Source organism: Nocardia sp. NPDC051832 (assembly GCF_040681285.1).
Lineage (GTDB): Bacteria > Actinomycetota > Actinomycetes > Mycobacteriales > Mycobacteriaceae > Nocardia.
In genome coordinates this window covers 851869-868561 of the sequence record NZ_JBFAYL010000002.1, presented here as the reverse complement: position 1 = coordinate 868561, position 16693 = coordinate 851869, and the positions used below count along the sequence as shown (strand labels likewise).

The 16693-nt window shown below is 68.1% G+C and carries 17 protein-coding genes; 11 read left to right on the top strand and 6 right to left on the bottom strand.

Going from position 1 to position 16693, the window contains the following annotated elements:
* Positions 1-324: a metalloregulator ArsR/SmtB family transcription factor gene (locus AB0M14_RS13880; RefSeq protein ID WP_364993703.1), complete on the bottom strand. Its 324-nt coding sequence runs from the start codon at positions 322-324 to the stop codon at positions 1-3.
* Positions 325-515: 191 nt separating this feature from the next.
* On the opposite strand from AB0M14_RS13880, the gene AB0M14_RS13875 reads away from it, so the two are divergent.
* Positions 516-2180, top strand: a complete 1665-nt coding sequence (locus AB0M14_RS13875; RefSeq protein ID WP_364993701.1) for a hypothetical protein — start codon at positions 516-518, stop codon at positions 2178-2180.
* 4 nt (positions 2181-2184) lie between these two features.
* Here the strand turns inward: AB0M14_RS13875 and AB0M14_RS13870 are convergent, their stop codons facing one another.
* Positions 2185-2823 carry a DUF4097 family beta strand repeat-containing protein gene (locus tag AB0M14_RS13870; RefSeq protein ID WP_364993698.1) on the bottom strand — a complete coding sequence of 213 codons (639 nt, stop codon included), beginning with the start codon at positions 2821-2823 and terminating at the stop codon, positions 2185-2187.
* Between the two features lie 149 nt (positions 2824-2972).
* Between AB0M14_RS13870 and AB0M14_RS13865 the strand changes: the two genes are divergently transcribed.
* Complete coding sequence (locus tag AB0M14_RS13865) at positions 2973-3914, top strand: ATP-binding cassette domain-containing protein (protein ID WP_364993696.1); 942 nt, start codon at positions 2973-2975, stop codon at positions 3912-3914.
* A complete protein-coding gene (locus tag AB0M14_RS13860; protein ID WP_364993693.1) occupies positions 3911-4660 on the top strand; it encodes an ABC transporter permease in 750 nt (249 codons plus the stop codon). Before AB0M14_RS13865 ends, AB0M14_RS13860 begins: the two co-directional genes overlap by 4 nt.
* Here AB0M14_RS13860 and AB0M14_RS13855 read toward each other — a convergent pair.
* Complete coding sequence (locus AB0M14_RS13855; protein ID WP_364993691.1) at positions 4644-7784, bottom strand: BTAD domain-containing putative transcriptional regulator; 3141 nt, start codon at positions 7782-7784, stop codon at positions 4644-4646. The two genes, AB0M14_RS13860 and AB0M14_RS13855, sit on opposite strands and share 17 nt — an antisense overlap.
* Positions 7785-7922: 138 nt before the next feature.
* Here AB0M14_RS13855 and AB0M14_RS13850 point away from each other — a divergent pair, with 138 nt between their 5' ends.
* The 6 genes from AB0M14_RS13850 (at position 7923) to AB0M14_RS13825 (ending at position 12808) form a co-directional block, all read left to right on the top strand.
* A complete protein-coding gene (locus tag AB0M14_RS13850; protein ID WP_364993688.1) occupies positions 7923-9125 on the top strand; it encodes a cytochrome P450 in 1203 nt (400 codons plus the stop codon).
* Between the two features lie 218 nt (positions 9126-9343).
* Entirely contained in the window at positions 9344-9601 is a 258-nt protein-coding gene (locus tag AB0M14_RS13845; protein ID WP_364993685.1) for a hypothetical protein, read from the top strand.
* Complete coding sequence (locus AB0M14_RS13840) at positions 9598-10071, top strand: hypothetical protein (protein WP_364993682.1); 474 nt, start codon at positions 9598-9600, stop codon at positions 10069-10071. Before AB0M14_RS13845 ends, AB0M14_RS13840 begins: the two co-directional genes overlap by 4 nt.
* A gap of 145 nt (positions 10072-10216) precedes the next feature.
* Positions 10217-10858 (top strand): MspA family porin, encoded by a 642-nt coding sequence (locus tag AB0M14_RS13835; protein WP_364993679.1) that lies wholly within the window; start codon positions 10217-10219, stop codon positions 10856-10858.
* A gap of 26 nt (positions 10859-10884) precedes the next feature.
* Entirely contained in the window at positions 10885-11550 is a 666-nt protein-coding gene (locus AB0M14_RS13830; protein WP_364993676.1) for an MspA family porin, read from the top strand.
* 61 nt (positions 11551-11611) lie between these two features.
* Complete coding sequence (locus AB0M14_RS13825) at positions 11612-12808, top strand: MFS transporter (RefSeq protein WP_364993673.1); 1197 nt, start codon at positions 11612-11614, stop codon at positions 12806-12808.
* 17 nt (positions 12809-12825) lie between these two features.
* Here AB0M14_RS13825 and AB0M14_RS13820 read toward each other — a convergent pair whose 3' ends face one another.
* Positions 12826-13560 carry an alpha/beta fold hydrolase gene (locus AB0M14_RS13820; protein WP_364993671.1) on the bottom strand — a complete coding sequence of 245 codons (735 nt, stop codon included), beginning with the start codon at positions 13558-13560 and terminating at the stop codon, positions 12826-12828.
* A gap of 206 nt (positions 13561-13766) precedes the next feature.
* Positions 13767-14495, bottom strand: a complete 729-nt coding sequence (locus AB0M14_RS13815) for an rRNA adenine N(6)-methyltransferase family protein (RefSeq protein WP_364993668.1) — start codon at positions 14493-14495, stop codon at positions 13767-13769.
* A gap of 323 nt (positions 14496-14818) precedes the next feature.
* Between AB0M14_RS13815 and AB0M14_RS13810 the strand changes: the two genes are divergently transcribed.
* Positions 14819-15136: a hypothetical protein gene (locus AB0M14_RS13810; protein ID WP_364993665.1), complete on the top strand. Its 318-nt coding sequence runs from the start codon at positions 14819-14821 to the stop codon at positions 15134-15136.
* 73 nt (positions 15137-15209) lie between these two features.
* Positions 15210-16070: a haloalkane dehalogenase gene (locus AB0M14_RS13805; RefSeq protein WP_364993662.1), complete on the top strand. Its 861-nt coding sequence runs from the start codon at positions 15210-15212 to the stop codon at positions 16068-16070.
* Positions 16071-16079: 9 nt separating this feature from the next.
* Here the strand turns inward: AB0M14_RS13805 and AB0M14_RS13800 are convergent, their stop codons facing one another.
* The gene (locus AB0M14_RS13800; protein ID WP_364995766.1) at positions 16080-16682 is read right to left on the bottom strand and encodes a CatB-related O-acetyltransferase; all 603 of its coding nucleotides are present in this window, start codon (positions 16680-16682) and stop codon (positions 16080-16082) included.
* Positions 16683-16693 lie beyond the last annotated feature (11 nt).

Here is a 16693-nt window from a genome sequence, read left to right as displayed (position 1 = left end):
TCACTCCTCGGGTTCGTCGGGCAGGGTGTCGAGATAGCGCTCGAGTCCGTCGAGCCGGTCGGCCCAGATCTCCCGGAACGGCGCCAGCCACATGTCGATCTCCCGCAGCCGCTCCAGCGCCAGCCCGTAGTGCCGGCGTGGACCGTCCACGCGAACCCGCACCAGCGCCGCCGTATCGAGCATCCGCAAATGCTTCGACACATTGGGCTGCGCGGTACCGAGCGCACCGGCCAGATCACCGACGGTGCGTTCCCCTTCGCGCAGGAGATCGAGGATCCGCCGCCGCGTGGGGTCGGCCAGAACCTCGAAGACGTCACGTGCCATGCCACTGATCATTCCTCTTGAGGCATATGCTTGTCAAGGCATACACACTGTTCACCGCCGGTACTGGCGTGCATAACCCCGGTTCGGGGCACCATGCGCCTTGCCCGCACTCGGTAAGGTTCGGTTCGCCAAGATCGCTTGTTCTCGTTTCTCCGCATGCTGGAAGCCGGTTTCGAAACAGGAGGATGATTGTGGCCAGTCGACGAATTCGGACCGGAGCGGCGGCGGTGGCGTTAGCGGTCGCGGGGTCGTTCGCGATGGCGGCGGGTTGCGCCGACGATTCCTCGAGTTCGACGGGTTCGGCCGATACCGCAGCGGCGGGTAGCGGCCCGGCGCGCAATCCGTACCTGGCCGCCGAGAAATACGCGGTCACCCACCTCGATCCCGCGCAGACCGACAGCTTCCCGGATCCGGTGCCGCGCGGCACCTTTCAGATCGACCCGGCGCAGATGCCCCGGGTGCCCGGCGGGCCGATCAACATCATGACCCTCGCTTCCCCGGATTCGAACTACATGTGGGTGTCGTCCACATCCGGTGTGCGCTACGTGGACGTCTCCGGCGACGGTTTCCGGCAGGTCGCCGCTCTGGACGCGCCCGGCGTGTCACCGCAGATCTCGACCCAGGCCCTCGATCAGGTGCTCGGGCAGCAGTTCAGCGATGTCGGGCAGATCGAGGCCGCGCTCGCCCGGGACTGGTCCGGCGCCGATTGGCAGCGGATCGTCAACGGCGTCTACAGCCTGGTGGACAAGGACAACCGGGTCTACTACATCAACCAGAACTCCGAACTGCTCGTCTTCGGGCTGAAGAACAAGGACAAGCCCGAAGACGGTATCGACATCGTCGCGCGGCGCGACTTCAAACCGCTGCTGAGCACCGCGAGCACCACACTGGGCATCCCCGAGTCGATCGTCGGCGTGGACATGACCTACGACGGGAAGCTGCTCATCCTCGCGTCCCGGTCACTGTTCGCCCTCGACCGAGACCTGAAAGGTGATCCGCAAGAGCTGCGCATCGGCGACGACGAAACCGTGTCGAACTCGATGGCCGTCGATGCCGACGGCGGCGTGTACTTCGCCTCCGACAAGATGATGCGCAAAGTGCTGTGGCGGGACGGCAAACTCTCCAGCGACGAGAGCGCCGGCGCCTGGGCCGCGCCGTACGACTTCGGCCGCCAGCCCCCGGCGGTGAAGTTCGGCATCGGCACCGGCTCCACCCCGACGCTGATGGGCTTCGGCAAAGGCTCCGACGAACTGGTCGTGATTACCGACGGCGCGGACCACATGAAGCTGGTCGCGTTCTGGCGCAACAAGATTCCCGAGGGCTTCCAGCAGAAACCCGGCACGAAATCCCAGCGCATCGCCGATCAGATCCAGGTCACCGCGGGTCTGAGCGATCCGCTGCCGGAGTTCATCCAGTCCGAGCAGTCCGTCGTGGCCACCGGCTGGGGCGCGTTCGTGGTGCAGAACATCGGCCCCGGCGGCGCACCCGACCGGCTGGTCGACGTGCTCGCCAACGGACCGGTGTCCGAACCGCCGCACGGCATGCAGCGCTTCGAGTGGAACCCGGACAGCGACAGCTGGTCCTCGGCCTGGACCCGCGGTGATGTCGTGTCGACCTCGATGGTGCCGGCGGTGTCGAGCACGTCGGGGATCGTGTTCGTCAACGGCTACACCAAAGCTGACGGCTGGGAGGTCACCGGCCTGGACTGGAAGACCGGAGAAACCGTGCACCGCACCGTCTTCGGCCATTCCAATCTCGGCAACGGCGCGTACGCCATCGTCGAAGCCTTCCCCAACGGCGACCTGCTGTTCAACAGCGTCGGCGGACCGTTTCGCGCGAAGATCGGCGGCAAGTAGCGCCTCACGCGGCGTCGGTGTGCCGGATGACGATGTTGCCGTAGGAGTTTCGCGCGAACACCTGAACGGTGTCGCCCGGGCCCTTGCCGACCGGTTCCATCAGGTTCCGCACCGTGCCGTACTGGGCGTTGGTCTCCACCCGGGCGGCGCTGCCGGGGCGGATGCCGACCTCGAGTTCGCCGTAAGAGGTTGTGAGCCGCAGGATTCCGCGGGCGGCGTCGCCGACCCGGATATCGCCCTTAGCGGTTTTCGCGGTGACCGAACCGCGCGGGCGATCGACGGTGATGTCACCGGCGGCGACCTCCAGGTCGCATTCGCCGAATTCGCCGGTGATCAGCAGGCGGCCCAGCGCCGCGGTGGCTTTCAGGTGCGAGCCGGCGGGCACCTCCACGATGACCTCGATCGAGGGGTTGCCGCTCAGCGGGCCGTAGAGACGCCAGGCTTTCGGCAGGGTCACCGTCAAAGCGCCGGCGGTGTAATCGACCTGGACCTGCTCGGCGGCGCGGACGTCACCCTTCTTGGCGGGAGAACTCGGCCGGATCTCGACCACGGTTTCGCTGCGATCCGAGGCGATGACCTGCACGTTCCCGGAGGGGACATCGATGGTGACGGCGATCGGGGCAGGGGTCTGGAAAGTAGGCACGGCGGGACTCCTTCTGGTGTGGTGTTCGATGAGAACCACCCTCGCCTGCCGTCCTGACACGGCGCCGTCACCGGACGCCCCGGCCACTGACACAGCCGTGACAGGTGCGTGACAGGTGGGTGTCAGGGCGGCCCCCGAAGGTTTGTCCCATGACAGACACAGCGATCGCGGTCTCCGGACTGCGCAAGACCTACGGGGACAAGGTCGTGCTCGACGGCATCGACCTGAATGTCCGTGCGGGAACGATCTTTTCCCTGCTCGGCCCGAACGGGGCCGGTAAGACGACAACGGTGAACGTGCTGAGCACGTTGATGAAGGCCGACGGCGGGACGGCCCGCGTGGCCGGCCACGACCTCGCCACCGAGGCCAAGGCGGTCCGCGCGGCGATCGGGGTCACCGGCCAATTCGCGGCCGTCGACGAGTTGCTGACCGGGCAGGAGAACCTGCAGCTGATGGTGGACCTGCACGGGATCTCCACCGCCGCCGGCCGGCCGATCATCGCGGACCTGCTGGAACGCTTCGAGCTGACGGCCGCCGCGGGCAAGCCCGCCTCGACCTACTCCGGCGGTATGCGCCGCAAGCTCGATCTGGCGATGACGCTGGTCGGCAACCCGAAGGTCATCTTCCTGGACGAGCCGACCACCGGACTGGATCCGCGCAGCCGCCGCACCATGTGGGCGATCATCCAGGACCTGGTGGACGACGGTGTCACCATCTTCCTCACCACCCAGTATCTCGAGGAAGCCGATCAGCTCGCCGACCAGATCGCGGTGCTCGACCAGGGGCGGCTGGTCGCCCAGGGCACCCCTGACGAACTCAAGCGCCAGATCCCGGGAACGCATGTCCGGCTGCGATTCACCCAGAGCACCGAGCTCGCCACCGCCGCGAGTCTGTTCCCCGACACCACCTCCGACGAGGAGACGCTGACCCTGCGGGTGCCCAGCGACGGCGGGACGAGATCGCTGCGCGCCCTGCTGGATCGGCTCGACGAGCACGGGCTCGCCGCCGAAGAGTTCTCCGTCCATACCCCCGACCTCGATGACGTATTCCTCGCCCTGACCGGCCACGCCACGGAAGCAGTAGTGAAATGAGCGCCAAGTCCCCCGCGGTTGTCATGTTGCGCCGCAACTTCAAGCACGTCGCCCGGAACCCCACCTCGGTGTTCAACGCGATCCTGATGCCGATCATCATCATGCTGATGTTCGTCTACATGTTCGGCGACGCGTTCAGCGTCGGCGTCGACTACATCGACTACGCGACGCCGGGCCTGATCCTGCTGGCCGTCTGCTACGGGCTGGGCGGCACCGCGACCGCGGTGAACTCCGATATGACCAAGGGCATCATCAACCGGTTCAAGGTGATGGACGTTTCCCGCGGCGCGGTGCTGACGGGCCATGTCATCGCCAGCGTGCTGACCAACGTGGTCTCCATCGCCGCCCTGATCGGCGTGGCCTTGCTGCTCGGCTTCAGCCCGGCGGCGAGCTTCCCGGACTGGCTGGGCGTGGCCGGCATCGTCCTGCTGCTGGCTTTCGCGGCCGGATGGCTCACCGTCGCGCTGGGTTTGGCGGCGAAGTCGCCCGAAACCGCGGGGATGGCCGCCGTGCCGCTGGTGATGCTGCCGTTCTTCAGCAGCGCGATCGTTCCGGCCGAGAAGATGGGGCCGGGTCTGCGGCAGTTCGCCGAGTACCAGCCCTTCACCCCGATCATCGAGACCGTGCGCGGATTGCTCAATGGCGCACCGGAAACCGGCACCACGCTCACCGCCGTCGCCTGGTGCGCCGGGATCGCCGTGGTCGGCTATCTGTGGGCATCGGCCACCTTCACGAAGCGAGCGTGAGTGCGACCAACTCCTGCCAGCTCGCCTGTGCCCCCTCCGCTGTCGCCTCGGTGAACCTCGTGTCGCCGAGGCGATTTCGCGTGGCCTGCTCGATGCGCGCCACGTCGGGCTGGGAACGATCCGGCAGACCGCGTATCGCGGCGCTCGCCGCGAGCAGGCGCGCGGCCTGCTCGTACTGTTCGCGGCGCAGCGCCAGGTCGGCTATGCCGATGAGTACCCGCGCGACGAGGACCGGATGACCGGCCTCGGCGGCGCATTGATAAGCGGCGGTGTGGTGGGCCCGGGCGACGCCGAGGTCCTCGGCGAGGTATCCGAGCAGGTCTTGCATAATGCCGCGGACGCTGGGCCGGACCGCGTCCGCGCCCAGTAGCTCGGTCGCGACGTCGATCTGCCGGTGCGCCTGCTCGGCGTCACCGCTCCAGCGCGCGAGCTCGGCTTTCGACAGTGCCAGCTCCGCCAGCGCGTTCGGCCAGGCGACGCGTTCGGCGAAGCGCTGCGCTTCGGCCAGTGCGGCCGCGCCGGCCGCCGAATCACCCAGCAGCCAATACAACTGGGCTTGCCGCGATCGCATCGGCACCACGTCCTCGATCGCGCCGACCTCGAGGACGACCGCGATCGCCTGTTCGTACTGTGCACAGGCGGCGGCGAATTCGCCGCGCGCGGCGATGCGATTTGCCAGCTCGGTCTGCGCGAAGGAGATGCCCCAGCGATCGCCGATCGCGCGGAACTCGGCCAGTGCCGCCGCCAGGTACGCGTCCGCCTCGGGGCCGCCGTAGCCGAGCTGGATCCGCATCTTTCCCGAGTGCAACCGCGCCAGCGCGCGCACCCACGGGTCCGGATCGGCCAGCAGCGCTTCCCATGCGGACAGGATTTCCCCCGGCTCCCGCAGCATGCGTTCCAGCGGGGCGGCGACGCTCAGCGCCGGATGGCTGCCCTGCACCTGCCGGCTGATGTCGTACGCCTTGTGGATCCACTCCGCCGCGTAGTGCTCGTCCGCCTGCTGCCCGGAGGTCATGAACTGCACGGCCAGGCCGTACGCCACGGCCCGGGCCGCGTCGGCCGAGCCGCCGGGCAGCGCCACGGCCGCCAGTATCAGCTCGTTGCCCTCGGTTTTGTGCCCGGCCAACCACCAGTACCAGCCCGCCGCGGCGGCCAGGCGGACCGCATCGTCCGCTGTCCCGGCCGCGAGTGCGCCGCGCATCGCGGCGCCGATGTTGTCGTGTTCGGCCTCCAGCGAGGCGAGCCACGTCAGTTGCTCGGCGCGGCGCAGTTGCGGTTCCGCGACCTCGGCGAGTTCGGTGAAATACGCGAGGTGCGCCTGGCGGGTCGGCTCGGTCTCCCCGGCCTCCGCGAGCCGCTGCTCGGCATATTCCTTGATGGTGCCGAGCATCCGGTAGCGCGGCGCCGCCGCGCCCGCGGTGACCACGAGCGATTTCTCGGTGAGCGCGGTGAGCAGGTCGAGCACCTCGTACGGCTCGACCACCGCACCCGCGCAGACGTGCTCGGCGGCTTCCAAGCTCGCCCCGCCGGCGAACACCGAAAGCCGGCGCAGCACCACCCGTTCCGGCTCGGTGAGCAGCTCCCAGCTCCAGTCGACCACCGCGCGCAGCGTCCGGTGCCGGGGTAGCGCGGCCCGGCTGCCGCCGGTCAGCAGCCGGAACCGGTCGTCGAGCCGGTGCGCCAGCTGATCGAGGGACATGGTGCGCAGCCGGGCCGCGGCGAGTTCGATCGCCAGCGGCATCCCGTCCAGTGCGCGGCAGACGCGCGCCAGCGTCGCCAAGGTGCCGGGGTCGATCGTGAGGTCGTTGCGCACCGCCCCGCCGCGATCCAGCAGCAGCTGGATGGCGGGCGCGGACTCGATCTCGGCGGGGTCGGCGTCGGCGCCGGGCAGCACCAGGGGCGCTACCGGCCAGAGCGCTTCGCCGGTGATGCCGAGCGGCTCGCGGCTCGTCGCGAGGATCCGTAGTCGCCGGCACTCGCCGAGCACGCGATGCGCGAAGGCCGCCGCGGCCTCGATCACGTGCTCGCAGTTGTCCAGGATCAACAGCATCGAGCGGTCCCGGAGGGCGGCGATGATCCGATCCACCGGCTCGGTGTCCGGCGCTTCCCCGAGCAGCGCGTCGCGCAGTTTGAGCGCACCCAGCGTCGCCTGGGCGACATCGCCGTCGGCGCCGATGGCCGCGAGTTCCACCACCCACGCACCATCCGGCAGATCGCCGAGCATGGTGCGGCCGGTTTCGGTGGAGAGCCTGGTCTTGCCCGAGCCGCCCGGCCCGATCAGGGTGGTGAGCCGGTGCCCGGCGATGAGTTCGCGGACCGCGGCGATATCGGAGTCCTTGCCGATATAGCTGGTGAGCTCGGCGCGCAGGTTCGTCTTGCGGGGCTCCTGCTTGCGGCCCAGCTCGCCGCGCAGCAGCGCGACGTGCAGCGCGGACAGCTCGGGGGACGGGTCCACGCCCAGCTCGTCGGCCAGGGTTTCGCGGGTGCGCTCGTAGACGCGCAGCGCCTCGGTGTCGCGGCCGGTCGCGACGAGCGCGCGCATCAGCGCGGCGACCAGCCGCTCGCGCATCGGATGCGCGGCCACCAGATCGGTGAGTTCGGTGACGAGTTCGGCGCCGTGGCCGAGGTCGACTTCCGCGTCGAATCGGCCTTCCAGCGCGGTCAGGCGTAGCCCTTCGAGCCGGACGGCCGCCGCCTCGAACGCCCCGCTCTCCTGCAGGCCGACATCCTGCATGGCCGCACCGCGCCAGAGCGCCAGCGCCTCGCGCAGCCGCTGTACCGCCTGCGGATCGTCCTCGTCGCGGGCCTGGGCGAGCAGCCGTTCGAACCGCACCGCGTCGACGGCGTCGGGTTCCACCCGTAGCCGGTATCCATCGGTCTGCCCCTCGACCGAGCCCGCCGGCAGCGCCTTGCGCAGCCGGGACACCAAGCGGTGCAAGGAGTTCGCCGCGTCGGCGGGCGGGTTCTCGCCCCAGATCCAGTCGATCAGCGTCGCTTTGGGGACCGGGTGACCGGGTTCCAGAGCGAGGGCTACCAGCAGCCCGCGCAACCGCGCGCCCGGCACGTCGGCGAAAACGCCGTCACCCGTGCGGACTTCGAATGGTCCGAGAATCCCGATCTGCACCTGGCCGATCTTGCCATGGGAGCGGCCGCCGCTCCGACCGCCGTTACCAGCCCAACCCTTGGTGTCAGGCCCGTGACAGGCCCATGTCAGGTCGCTTCGCGATTGTCGTCACAACAACCGCGACGAAAGGAAAATCCGATGTCGGATTCCCTCCAGGGCCTGCCCATGGCACGCACCGCCGGACCGTTCGACCCGCCGCGCGAGATCAGCGAGCTGCGCGCGGTCCGCCCGGTGAGCCCGATGGCTTTTCCCGACGGTCACCAAGGCTGGCTGGTGACCGGCTATGACGCGACCCGTGAGCTCATGGCCGACACCCGGTTCAGTTCCCGGCTGGACCTCGGCATCATCCACGTGCCGTTCGAGACCCCGGGCATGCCCGCGCCGACCGAGCCGTCGCCGCAGATGCCCGGGGTCTTCATCGCCATGGACCCGCCGGACCACACCCGGCTGCGGCGCAAGCTCACCGGCGCCTTCACCGTCCGGCGGATGAAGCAGCTCGAAGCGCACATCGCCGACATCGTCGAGCGGCAGCTGGACGAGCTGGCGGCCATGGCCCCGCCGGTCGACCTGGTCCAGGCGTTCGCGCTGCCGGTGCCGTCGCTGGTGATCTGCGAGATGCTCGGCGTCCCCTACGAGGACCGGGCGACCTTCCAGGTCAACACCGCCCAGTTCCTGGTCCGGGACCAGACGCTCGAGGAGAAGATGGCCGCGGTCATCGCGATCAACACCTACCTCGCCGGCCTGGTCACCCGCCGGCGCGCCGAGCCGGGCGACGACCTGCTCTCCGATCTGGCCCGGGATGAAGATCTCAGCATCGAGGAACTGGTCGGCATCGCCTTCCTGCTACTGCTCGCCGGCCACGAGACCACCGCGAACATGCTGGCGCTGGGCACTTTCGCGCTGCTCGAGCACCCGGCGCAGCTCGCCGAACTCCGCGCCGATCCCGAGCTGATGCCGGGCGCCGTGGAGGAACTGCTGCGCTACCTGTCCGTCGCCGACATCTTCTACCGCTACGCCACCGAGGACATCGAACTCGGCGGCGAGCTGATCGCCGCGGGTTCGACCGTGGTCGTCTCCCTGCTGGCCGCCAACCACGACCCGCGGCGCTTCGAGAACCCCGACACCCTCGACATCCACCGCGAGTCCCGCGGCCGCCTCGGTTTCGGCCACGGCATCCACACCTGCCTCGGCCAGCAGCTGGCGCGCATCGAGATGCGCGCGGGCTTTGAGGGCCTGCTGCGCCGGTTCCCCACCCTCGCCCTCGCCGTCCCCGCCGCCGAGGTCCGGCTGCGGACCGACATGAATATCTATGGCGTCCACGAACTTCCGGTCACCTGGTGATTCTCGAGAATGGATTGCCAAAATATTGCTATTACAGCTTCCCGATTTACACTCACTGGGGTTAATTGACTAGATAGCCGTAAAAATACTACCTATCAATATGTTTCATGGACCAGGTCACCATTCGATCACGTGACTGACTATTTGCCAGTTCTCTAAGTTAGAGTCCTGATTCCAGACGACGATGGTGGCACATTCCTCGATCGGAGGCGGTCCGCATGGCATTGCCGACAGCGCGGCGAGCATCGAGTTTCGGTGGATATGTGCTCTTGGCTGTCGGCTATCTCTGCGTGTGCTGTGTGCTTTTCTGCCTCGGTCCGCTGGTGGCGGCCGTGCTGATCTATCGCGGCGGGGGCGCGGCGGAGTCGAGCATCTTGCTCTCGGCTTACGCGCTGGCCTTGATGGCGCTCTCGGCCAGCACGGTCGCCGTGTTCGCCGCGGTGTCCACGTTGAGCAGTCGAAGGGGTGTGAGATGACCGCAGTCGCAGAACCTACCGCACAGCATGTCGCCGCAGTCGAATGCCGCTGTGTGCGAATAACTTTCAGCGCCGACGAGACCCGGCTGACCACCGCGGCGCAGCGGATGGTGACCTGGGGCAGCCGCCGCTGGCGCGGTCGCGCGAACTATCTGTCCTATCCCCCGCTCGCACGCTGGGCGCTGTTCCCGGGTCCGCCGGTCACCGCACCGGATCCGATGCCGGCCGACCTGATCCGGGCCGCGGTCACCGGTTGCGTCGCCGGGCCGCCCGAGGCGCTGCTGCCCGCCGCGATCATGCTCTCCACCGGCTGTCCGGCCCGGATGCTGGCGCGCCGGACCGCGGGGCAGATGTACGGCGACCTGCGCTGGTGGGCCTGCGACGAGGACGACGCGGACCTGGCCGCGAGCATCGCCGAAGCCCTGATCAGCACCGCCGGCGGCAGCATCACCCGGCCTGCCGCGCCCTAGCGCGTCTCGACATAGCCCGCCGCAATCGGCCGTCTTCCTGAGGATGTGTGGTTAGATTCCCTCGCTTTACCTCAGTGAATGTTGGCGCAGCGCGGTCGCTCTCGATTCGGAGGAATGCGGCCTCGCCACGATGAGCGAGGGGTGAATGAGCAAGAATCGGATCGGGAAATGGGCGGTGACGGCCGTCGCCGTGAGCATCGGACTCGCCGCGCTGCCGGGCGGTGCGGCCGCGGATGTCGTGGTGCCGCTGCCGGACGGGCACATCGAGGGCCCGGGGATCAAAATCACGAGTCGCGGTGAGCGCGCGATCATTTCGTCGTCCCTGGCCGCCAACGGCGCGGGCCGCAGCTCGTGGTTGTCCGGAAATGTGACCACCGAGGTGGAGACACCGGACGGCGTCGTGGGACCCAACAATGGACCCAAGAATTACCCGGGCACCAACAATTCGGGGACCCATGGTTCGTCGAACCTCACGGTCGGCTACATCGTCGGCTGCCAGGTGGCGCTGAGCCAGCTGACCGCGAACACAGCGTTCACCCTCAGCACGACCCCGACCATCGTCGGCGGCTTCAGCTTTCCGCTCTCGCCCGGTCAGGTGCAGTGGGTCGCGATCAACAACATCGAACTGGTCAAGAGCGGCACCTACACCATCAATTACCAGGACGTGCCGATGGAGGTTCAGGGGTGCGCCGGTTACGCGCAGGCGCGCCAGGTCGCGGTGGTGGAGATCATCGGCGTCGAGTACGTGAAAGCCACGCTCTACGGCCAGCCGTTCAGCCTCGGCTGACGGTCCGTTCCGACTGAAGGGATCGCATGTTCGGCAAGATTCTCGGCGCGGCGCTGGCCGCGACGGCATTCGGGATCGGTCAGACGGGGGTAGCCACCGCTGACACCTTCGTACCGCTGCCCGGCGGCACGATTACGCGCGAATTGGCCGACGGAACCACCATTACGGTCCGCCTGGAGCAGGAGTCGGCCAGGATCAACGGCTCGATGGGCGGGACGCCCATGCATCGCAACGTGTGGGTGACCGCCCGCGCGAGTGTGGATCTCGCGGGCCCGAGCGCCTCGACCGCGACGATCAAGATCAGCCCTGGTTACATCGTCGGCTGCCAGGTGGATATCGCCGGAATCACCGAGAGCGCCGACGAAACCGCCACCGCGTCGCAAGGCGGTGGCGGCGCCTGGTCGGTGGCGCCCGCCCAGGCTTTGGGCACCGGGATCACGCTCGGGCCGGGCAAGGCGTTAGCTCGCCTGATGCTGGACTTGGAGAAGCCCGATGACTACGGCCAGGAATCACACAAGCGATACAACAAGGTGCCGGGTCCGCGCACCAGCGTGACGTGGATCGACGAGACCTTCGCGGTGGACGGATGCGGCGGATACGCCCAGGCTCGAGCCTTTGTCGCCGCCGAGGTCGACACCACCAATTTCATCGGGAACGTCATGCTCTGGGGGCAGCCCTTCAGCATCGGTTGACGATTGCTCAACTGTTGCGTGTTACTGCTTCAGATGCTGGTGGCTATGGTTTCCTGATCGAGTGACCTCGCTACAGGCAGCGGTACGCACCGGGTCCCCGACCCTCAACCTGGCCCTCGCCACCTGGGTTTCGGCGATCAATTTCTGGGCCTGGAACCTGATCGGTCCGCTCTCCCCGCGCTATGCCGACACCATGGACCTGAGCAGCACGCAGGCCTCGCTGATGGTGGCGATGCCGATCCTGGTCGGCTCGCTGGGCCGGATCGTCTCCGGCGCGCTGACCGACCGGCTCGGCGGGCGCACGATGTTCATCGGGGTCTCGCTGGCCTCGATCGTGCCCGTCGTGGCGGTCGGTCTCGCGGGCAGCATGGAGTCCTATCCGCTGATGCTGGTGTTCGGTTTCCTGCTCGGCATCCCCGGCACGATCTTCGCGGTCGGCATCCCGTTCGCGAACTCCTGGTACGTGCCCGCGCGGCGCGGCTTCGCGACCGGCGTGTTCGGTGCGGGCATGGTCGGTACCGCGGTGTCGGCGTTCTTCACCCCGCGCCTCGTCGGCTGGTTCGGGGTACTGCCGACGCACCTGATCGTGGCCGCCGCGCTCGCGGTCACCGCGGGGCTGTGCATCCTGTTCCTGCGGAATTCGCCGGAGTTCACCCCCAACACCGATCCGGTGCTGCCCAAACTGCGCGGCGCGATGAAACTTCGTGTCACCTGGGAGATGTCGTTCCTCTACGCCGTGGTCTTCGGCGGCTTCGTCGCCTTCAGCTCCTACCTGCCGACCTATATCAAGAACATCTACGAGTTCTCCGCGGTCGACGCCGGCACCCGCACCGCCGCCTTCGCCCTCGCCGCGGTGATCGCCCGCCCGATCGGCGGCGCCCTCTCGGACCGGATCGCGCCGAAGTACATCGTCGCCGCCTCGCTGATCGGCACCGCGGCGATGGCCGTGCTGGCCTCCTTCAAACCACCCGCCGATGTGGGCTCGGCCGCGGTCTTCATCACGATGGCGCTGTTCCTCGGCATCGGCACCGGCGGCGTGTTCGCCTGGGTGGCTCAGCGCTCCCCCGCCTCCAACGTCGGCAGCATCACCGGAATCGTCTCCGCGGCAGGCGGGCTCGGCGGCTACTTCCCGCCGCTGATCATGGGCATCACCTACGACGAAGCAAACAACAGCTACGCGGTCGGTCTGCTGCTGCTGGCCGCGACCGCGCTCGCCGCGCTGCTCTACATCGTGGTCAAACTGCGGCACGCCGAATAGCGCTATGCGGGTGGGTTCTACGCCTCGACGATCGCGCCGGGGCAGCGGTCGTTCAGGGCGTCGAGGATCGCGGCGATAACGGTCGGGTTCTTCAGCTCGTCGGCGTGCGGACCGCCGTCGATACCGTTCGCCACGCAGGACCGCCCCTCCAGTGGGCGGCTGTCCATGGGCGAGTGGAACGGGCCCGCGTCGTCGGCGCGGGTGCGCAGGGTGGTGTAGGCGACATCGCCCACGGTGTCGCGGCCTTCGTTGAGGACAGCCAGGAACCGGCTTGCCGGGCACATCTCACCGCCCCGATCGAGCGGCAGCAAACACGTTGGGTACCAACCGTATTGGCCCGTACCGGCAGAGACGTAATGCGCGGTCAAGTCCTGGCCGCCCAGGTACTTGACGAAGTACCGGGCGGACAGCCCGCCCATGCTGTGGCCCACCACGTCGATCTTCGCGCCGTCGTGGTCGCTGGACGCGCGCCGGGCCACCCGGGCGATCGTCTCCGCGTTCTCGACATTCCGCTCACCGGGAAGATCCACGACGTACACGGGCCTGCCTTGCCGCTCGAGCGCCGACCGCAGCACGTCGGCCCAATCGTCGTCGAGCGGCAGCAGTCCGCCCGCCGTCCAGCCGTGCACGATCAGCACCGGGTTCCCGGGTGGCTGCGCGCCCGCACTCGCCGGCACTCCGGTTAACCCCGCGAGCACTCCCGCCACCGTGCACACCACACCGGTCACGGATTTGGCACCGCCCCAGACCATTCCCTGCTCCTTCGCACACCGCCGGGCAAGACCCGCAGCACTTTACTCACCGGACGCGCCTCGGCTCCGCACACCGCACCGACCGCGCGCCACATCGATCGCATTCGCCGCGACCACACGAGGCGGGGTCGCCGCGGCCACACGAGGCGGGTCGCCCTGCCGCGGCAGGGCGACCCCGTCCGGTTACCTGATCGGCACCGGTGCGATTACCCGGTCAGACGCTCGTGCGTCCGCACCCAGTGGTCCGGATGGACGTCGGCGGTGAAGCTGCCGCGCACCAGGTCGGTGTAGGAATCCCGCTCCTGCACCAGCGGTTCCGGTCGCCGGACCAGGTGCAGGATCGCGGCGTCGGCGGCGGGGGCGGGTCGGAAGCTGGTGCGGTCCACCTGTCCGTGCAGCTGCCAGTCGAACCACGGCCAGCTCAGCGCGGTGGTCAGGCTCCAGTGCCCGTCGGCTCCGGAATAGGCACGCGCGCAATCCAGTTGGGTGAGCAGGGTCGCCGAGGTGAGGGCGGGCGCGGTCAGGCACCAGTCGATGATCCGGGCCGTCGCCGCGGCGGGGACGTTGCCGACCACCGCGAACGGGTCACGGTGCGGCTTTGCCTTGCTGAAATCGGCTCGCACCACCCGTATTCCGCTCTCGGCACGGGTGCCGGCCGCCAATTTGGCGGCCAGCAGGGGATCCGGCTCGTAGGCGGTGACCTGTGCCCCGCGCCGAGCCAGGGCGCGTGTGAGCGCACCCTCCCCCGCCGCGGGATCGAGCACCGATCCGCTCGGGTCGGCGACGGCCAGGATCGCCGCCACGGCCTCCGGGTGCACCAGATGGTGCTGGGTCGGAGCCCGTCTGGCCTGATCCCTGGACGCGCGGCCACCGCCGCCGTTCTTGACCTTGCCCTGGGTGTGGGAGTAGTTCCGGTATGCGAAATCTTGCGCCATGCGCTTGCCCCTTCGGGTCTTCGAGTCGAATGAGTTCTCGAAGGGCCCTGGGCGCGCTCACGGACGCCGAAGCAGTTCTCTCCGCGTCCGCTAGCGGGCCAGAGCCCGAGCGCTGCGCAGACGGATGAAGTAGGGGGCGGCATGGCGACAAGACATGACGAGCAGCCTACGAACCACGTCACCGGCCCGCAACCGAATTACCGCGCATTTACGAGGTCGATTATCCGGTGAATTATCTGAATACCGCCCCCAGACGTCCGCGAGTAACACGTTCGAACCGCTTGCGATGTTTTCCACACAACATCAATTCAGGAGGTCCGAAAATGCTCACTGCGAAGCGGCTAGCCGCCGGCGCCGCCGTTGCCACCGCAACCGCGGCCACCGTCCTCGCTGGTGGTGGCGTTGCCCAGGCCGACGTGCCGGTATGGCAGGCCAACTGTCACGTGTACAACATCTTCAATACCGGCGGAATGGCCAATTGCGAACTGCCCACCTGGCACCAAGTAAAACTCACTTGTGTCGCCTGGCCGGTTCCATTCACTTACTGGAAATACGGCCCCGTGCAATACGGGCAGGGTCAATCCTGGGCCAGTTGCGATTCACTCAACGCACTCGTGCACGTCGAGGTAATCCAAGCCTAGATCGCGACGTCGCGCACACCGCTACCGGTCAGCCGCGGGCCCCGGGTAACCTCTCGCCAGAGGGAGGGGCCCAATGCTGATCGACTTCGTTCCCGACGGGGACCTGTATCCATTCGAGTCGCGCTGGTTCGACTCGTCCGCCGGGCGTGTGCACTACATCGATGAGGGGACCGGACCGACAATCCTGTTCTGTCATGGCGTCCCGGCGTGGAGTTTTCAGTACCGCCACATCGTGCGGGAACTGCGCGATCGGTACCGGTGTGTCGCCGTCGACTACCTCGGGTTCGGATTGTCCGAGCGCCCGGCGGATTTCGGCTACACCGTCGCCGAGCACACGACGATTCTCGGCGAGCTGATCGATCACCTGAAGCTCGACGACTTCGTCCTGATGGGACAGGATTGGGGCGGCCCCATCGGGTTGGGCGCGGCCACCACGCGCGCGGACCGAGTGCGCGGAATCGTCCTGGGCAACACCGTGTTCTGGCCGATCGAGACCCTGGCCAACCGAGCCTTCAGCGCGATCATGAGCAGTCGCCCGATGCAGCGGCGCATACTCGAACACAACTTCCTCATCGAGCGGGTTGTGCTCGCGGAATTGGGGCGCACACTCTCCCCCGCCGAAGCCGAGCACTACCGCGCGGTGCAGCCCACCCCGGCGGCCCGGCGCGGACTCACCGTGCCGCCCAGGGAAATTCGTGCCGCGCGCCCGCTACTGGAGCGCCTGGCGCAGGACGTGCCCGCCGTACTCGGCGACAAGCCCGCCCTGCTGGTCTGGGGCATGCGGGACATGGTGTTTCGCCCGAAGGCCGGTATCCCGCGTATGCGGGCGGCCTTCACCGACCTCGAGGTGGTGGAGTTGCCGCACGCGCGGCACTTCATTCAGGAACACGCACCCGAAGCGATCGCCACGGCGATCGCGAAACGTTTCCCCTGACACCGCCGGTCAGTGCGGGGCCGCGGCCTCGAGATCGGTGACGCTTCCCGACATGATCGCTGGGATGTGGTCGGTGATGTGCTCGGCGGGCCAGTCCCACCAGGCCACTTTCAGCAGGCGGGCGATGTCCTGGTCGTCGAAGCGGGAGCGGATGAGGCGGGCCGGGTTGCCGCCGACGATGCCGTAGTCGGGGACATCGCTGGTGACTACGGCGCCGGTGCTGATGATGGCGCCGTGGCCGATGCGGACGCCGGGCAGCACCGTCGCGCCGTTGCCGAACCAGACGTCGTTGCCGACGACGGTGTCACCGCGGGTCGGTAAGCCGGTGAGCAGGTCGAAGTGGTTCGACCAGGAGGCGCCCATGGTGGGGAACGGGAAGGTCGACGGGCCGTCCATGCGGTGGTTGGCGCCGTTCATGATGAAACGGACGCCGGTGCCCAGGGCACAGAATTTGCCGATGATCAGTTTCTCCGGGCCGTAGTGATAGAGGACGTTGCGGGTTTCGAATGTCGTCGGGTCGTCGGGGTCGTCGTAGTAGGAGTACTCCCCCACCTCGATCAGCGGCGAGGTGAGCAGTGGCTTCAGCAGCACTACCCGCGGCTGGCCGGGCATCGGGTGCAGGA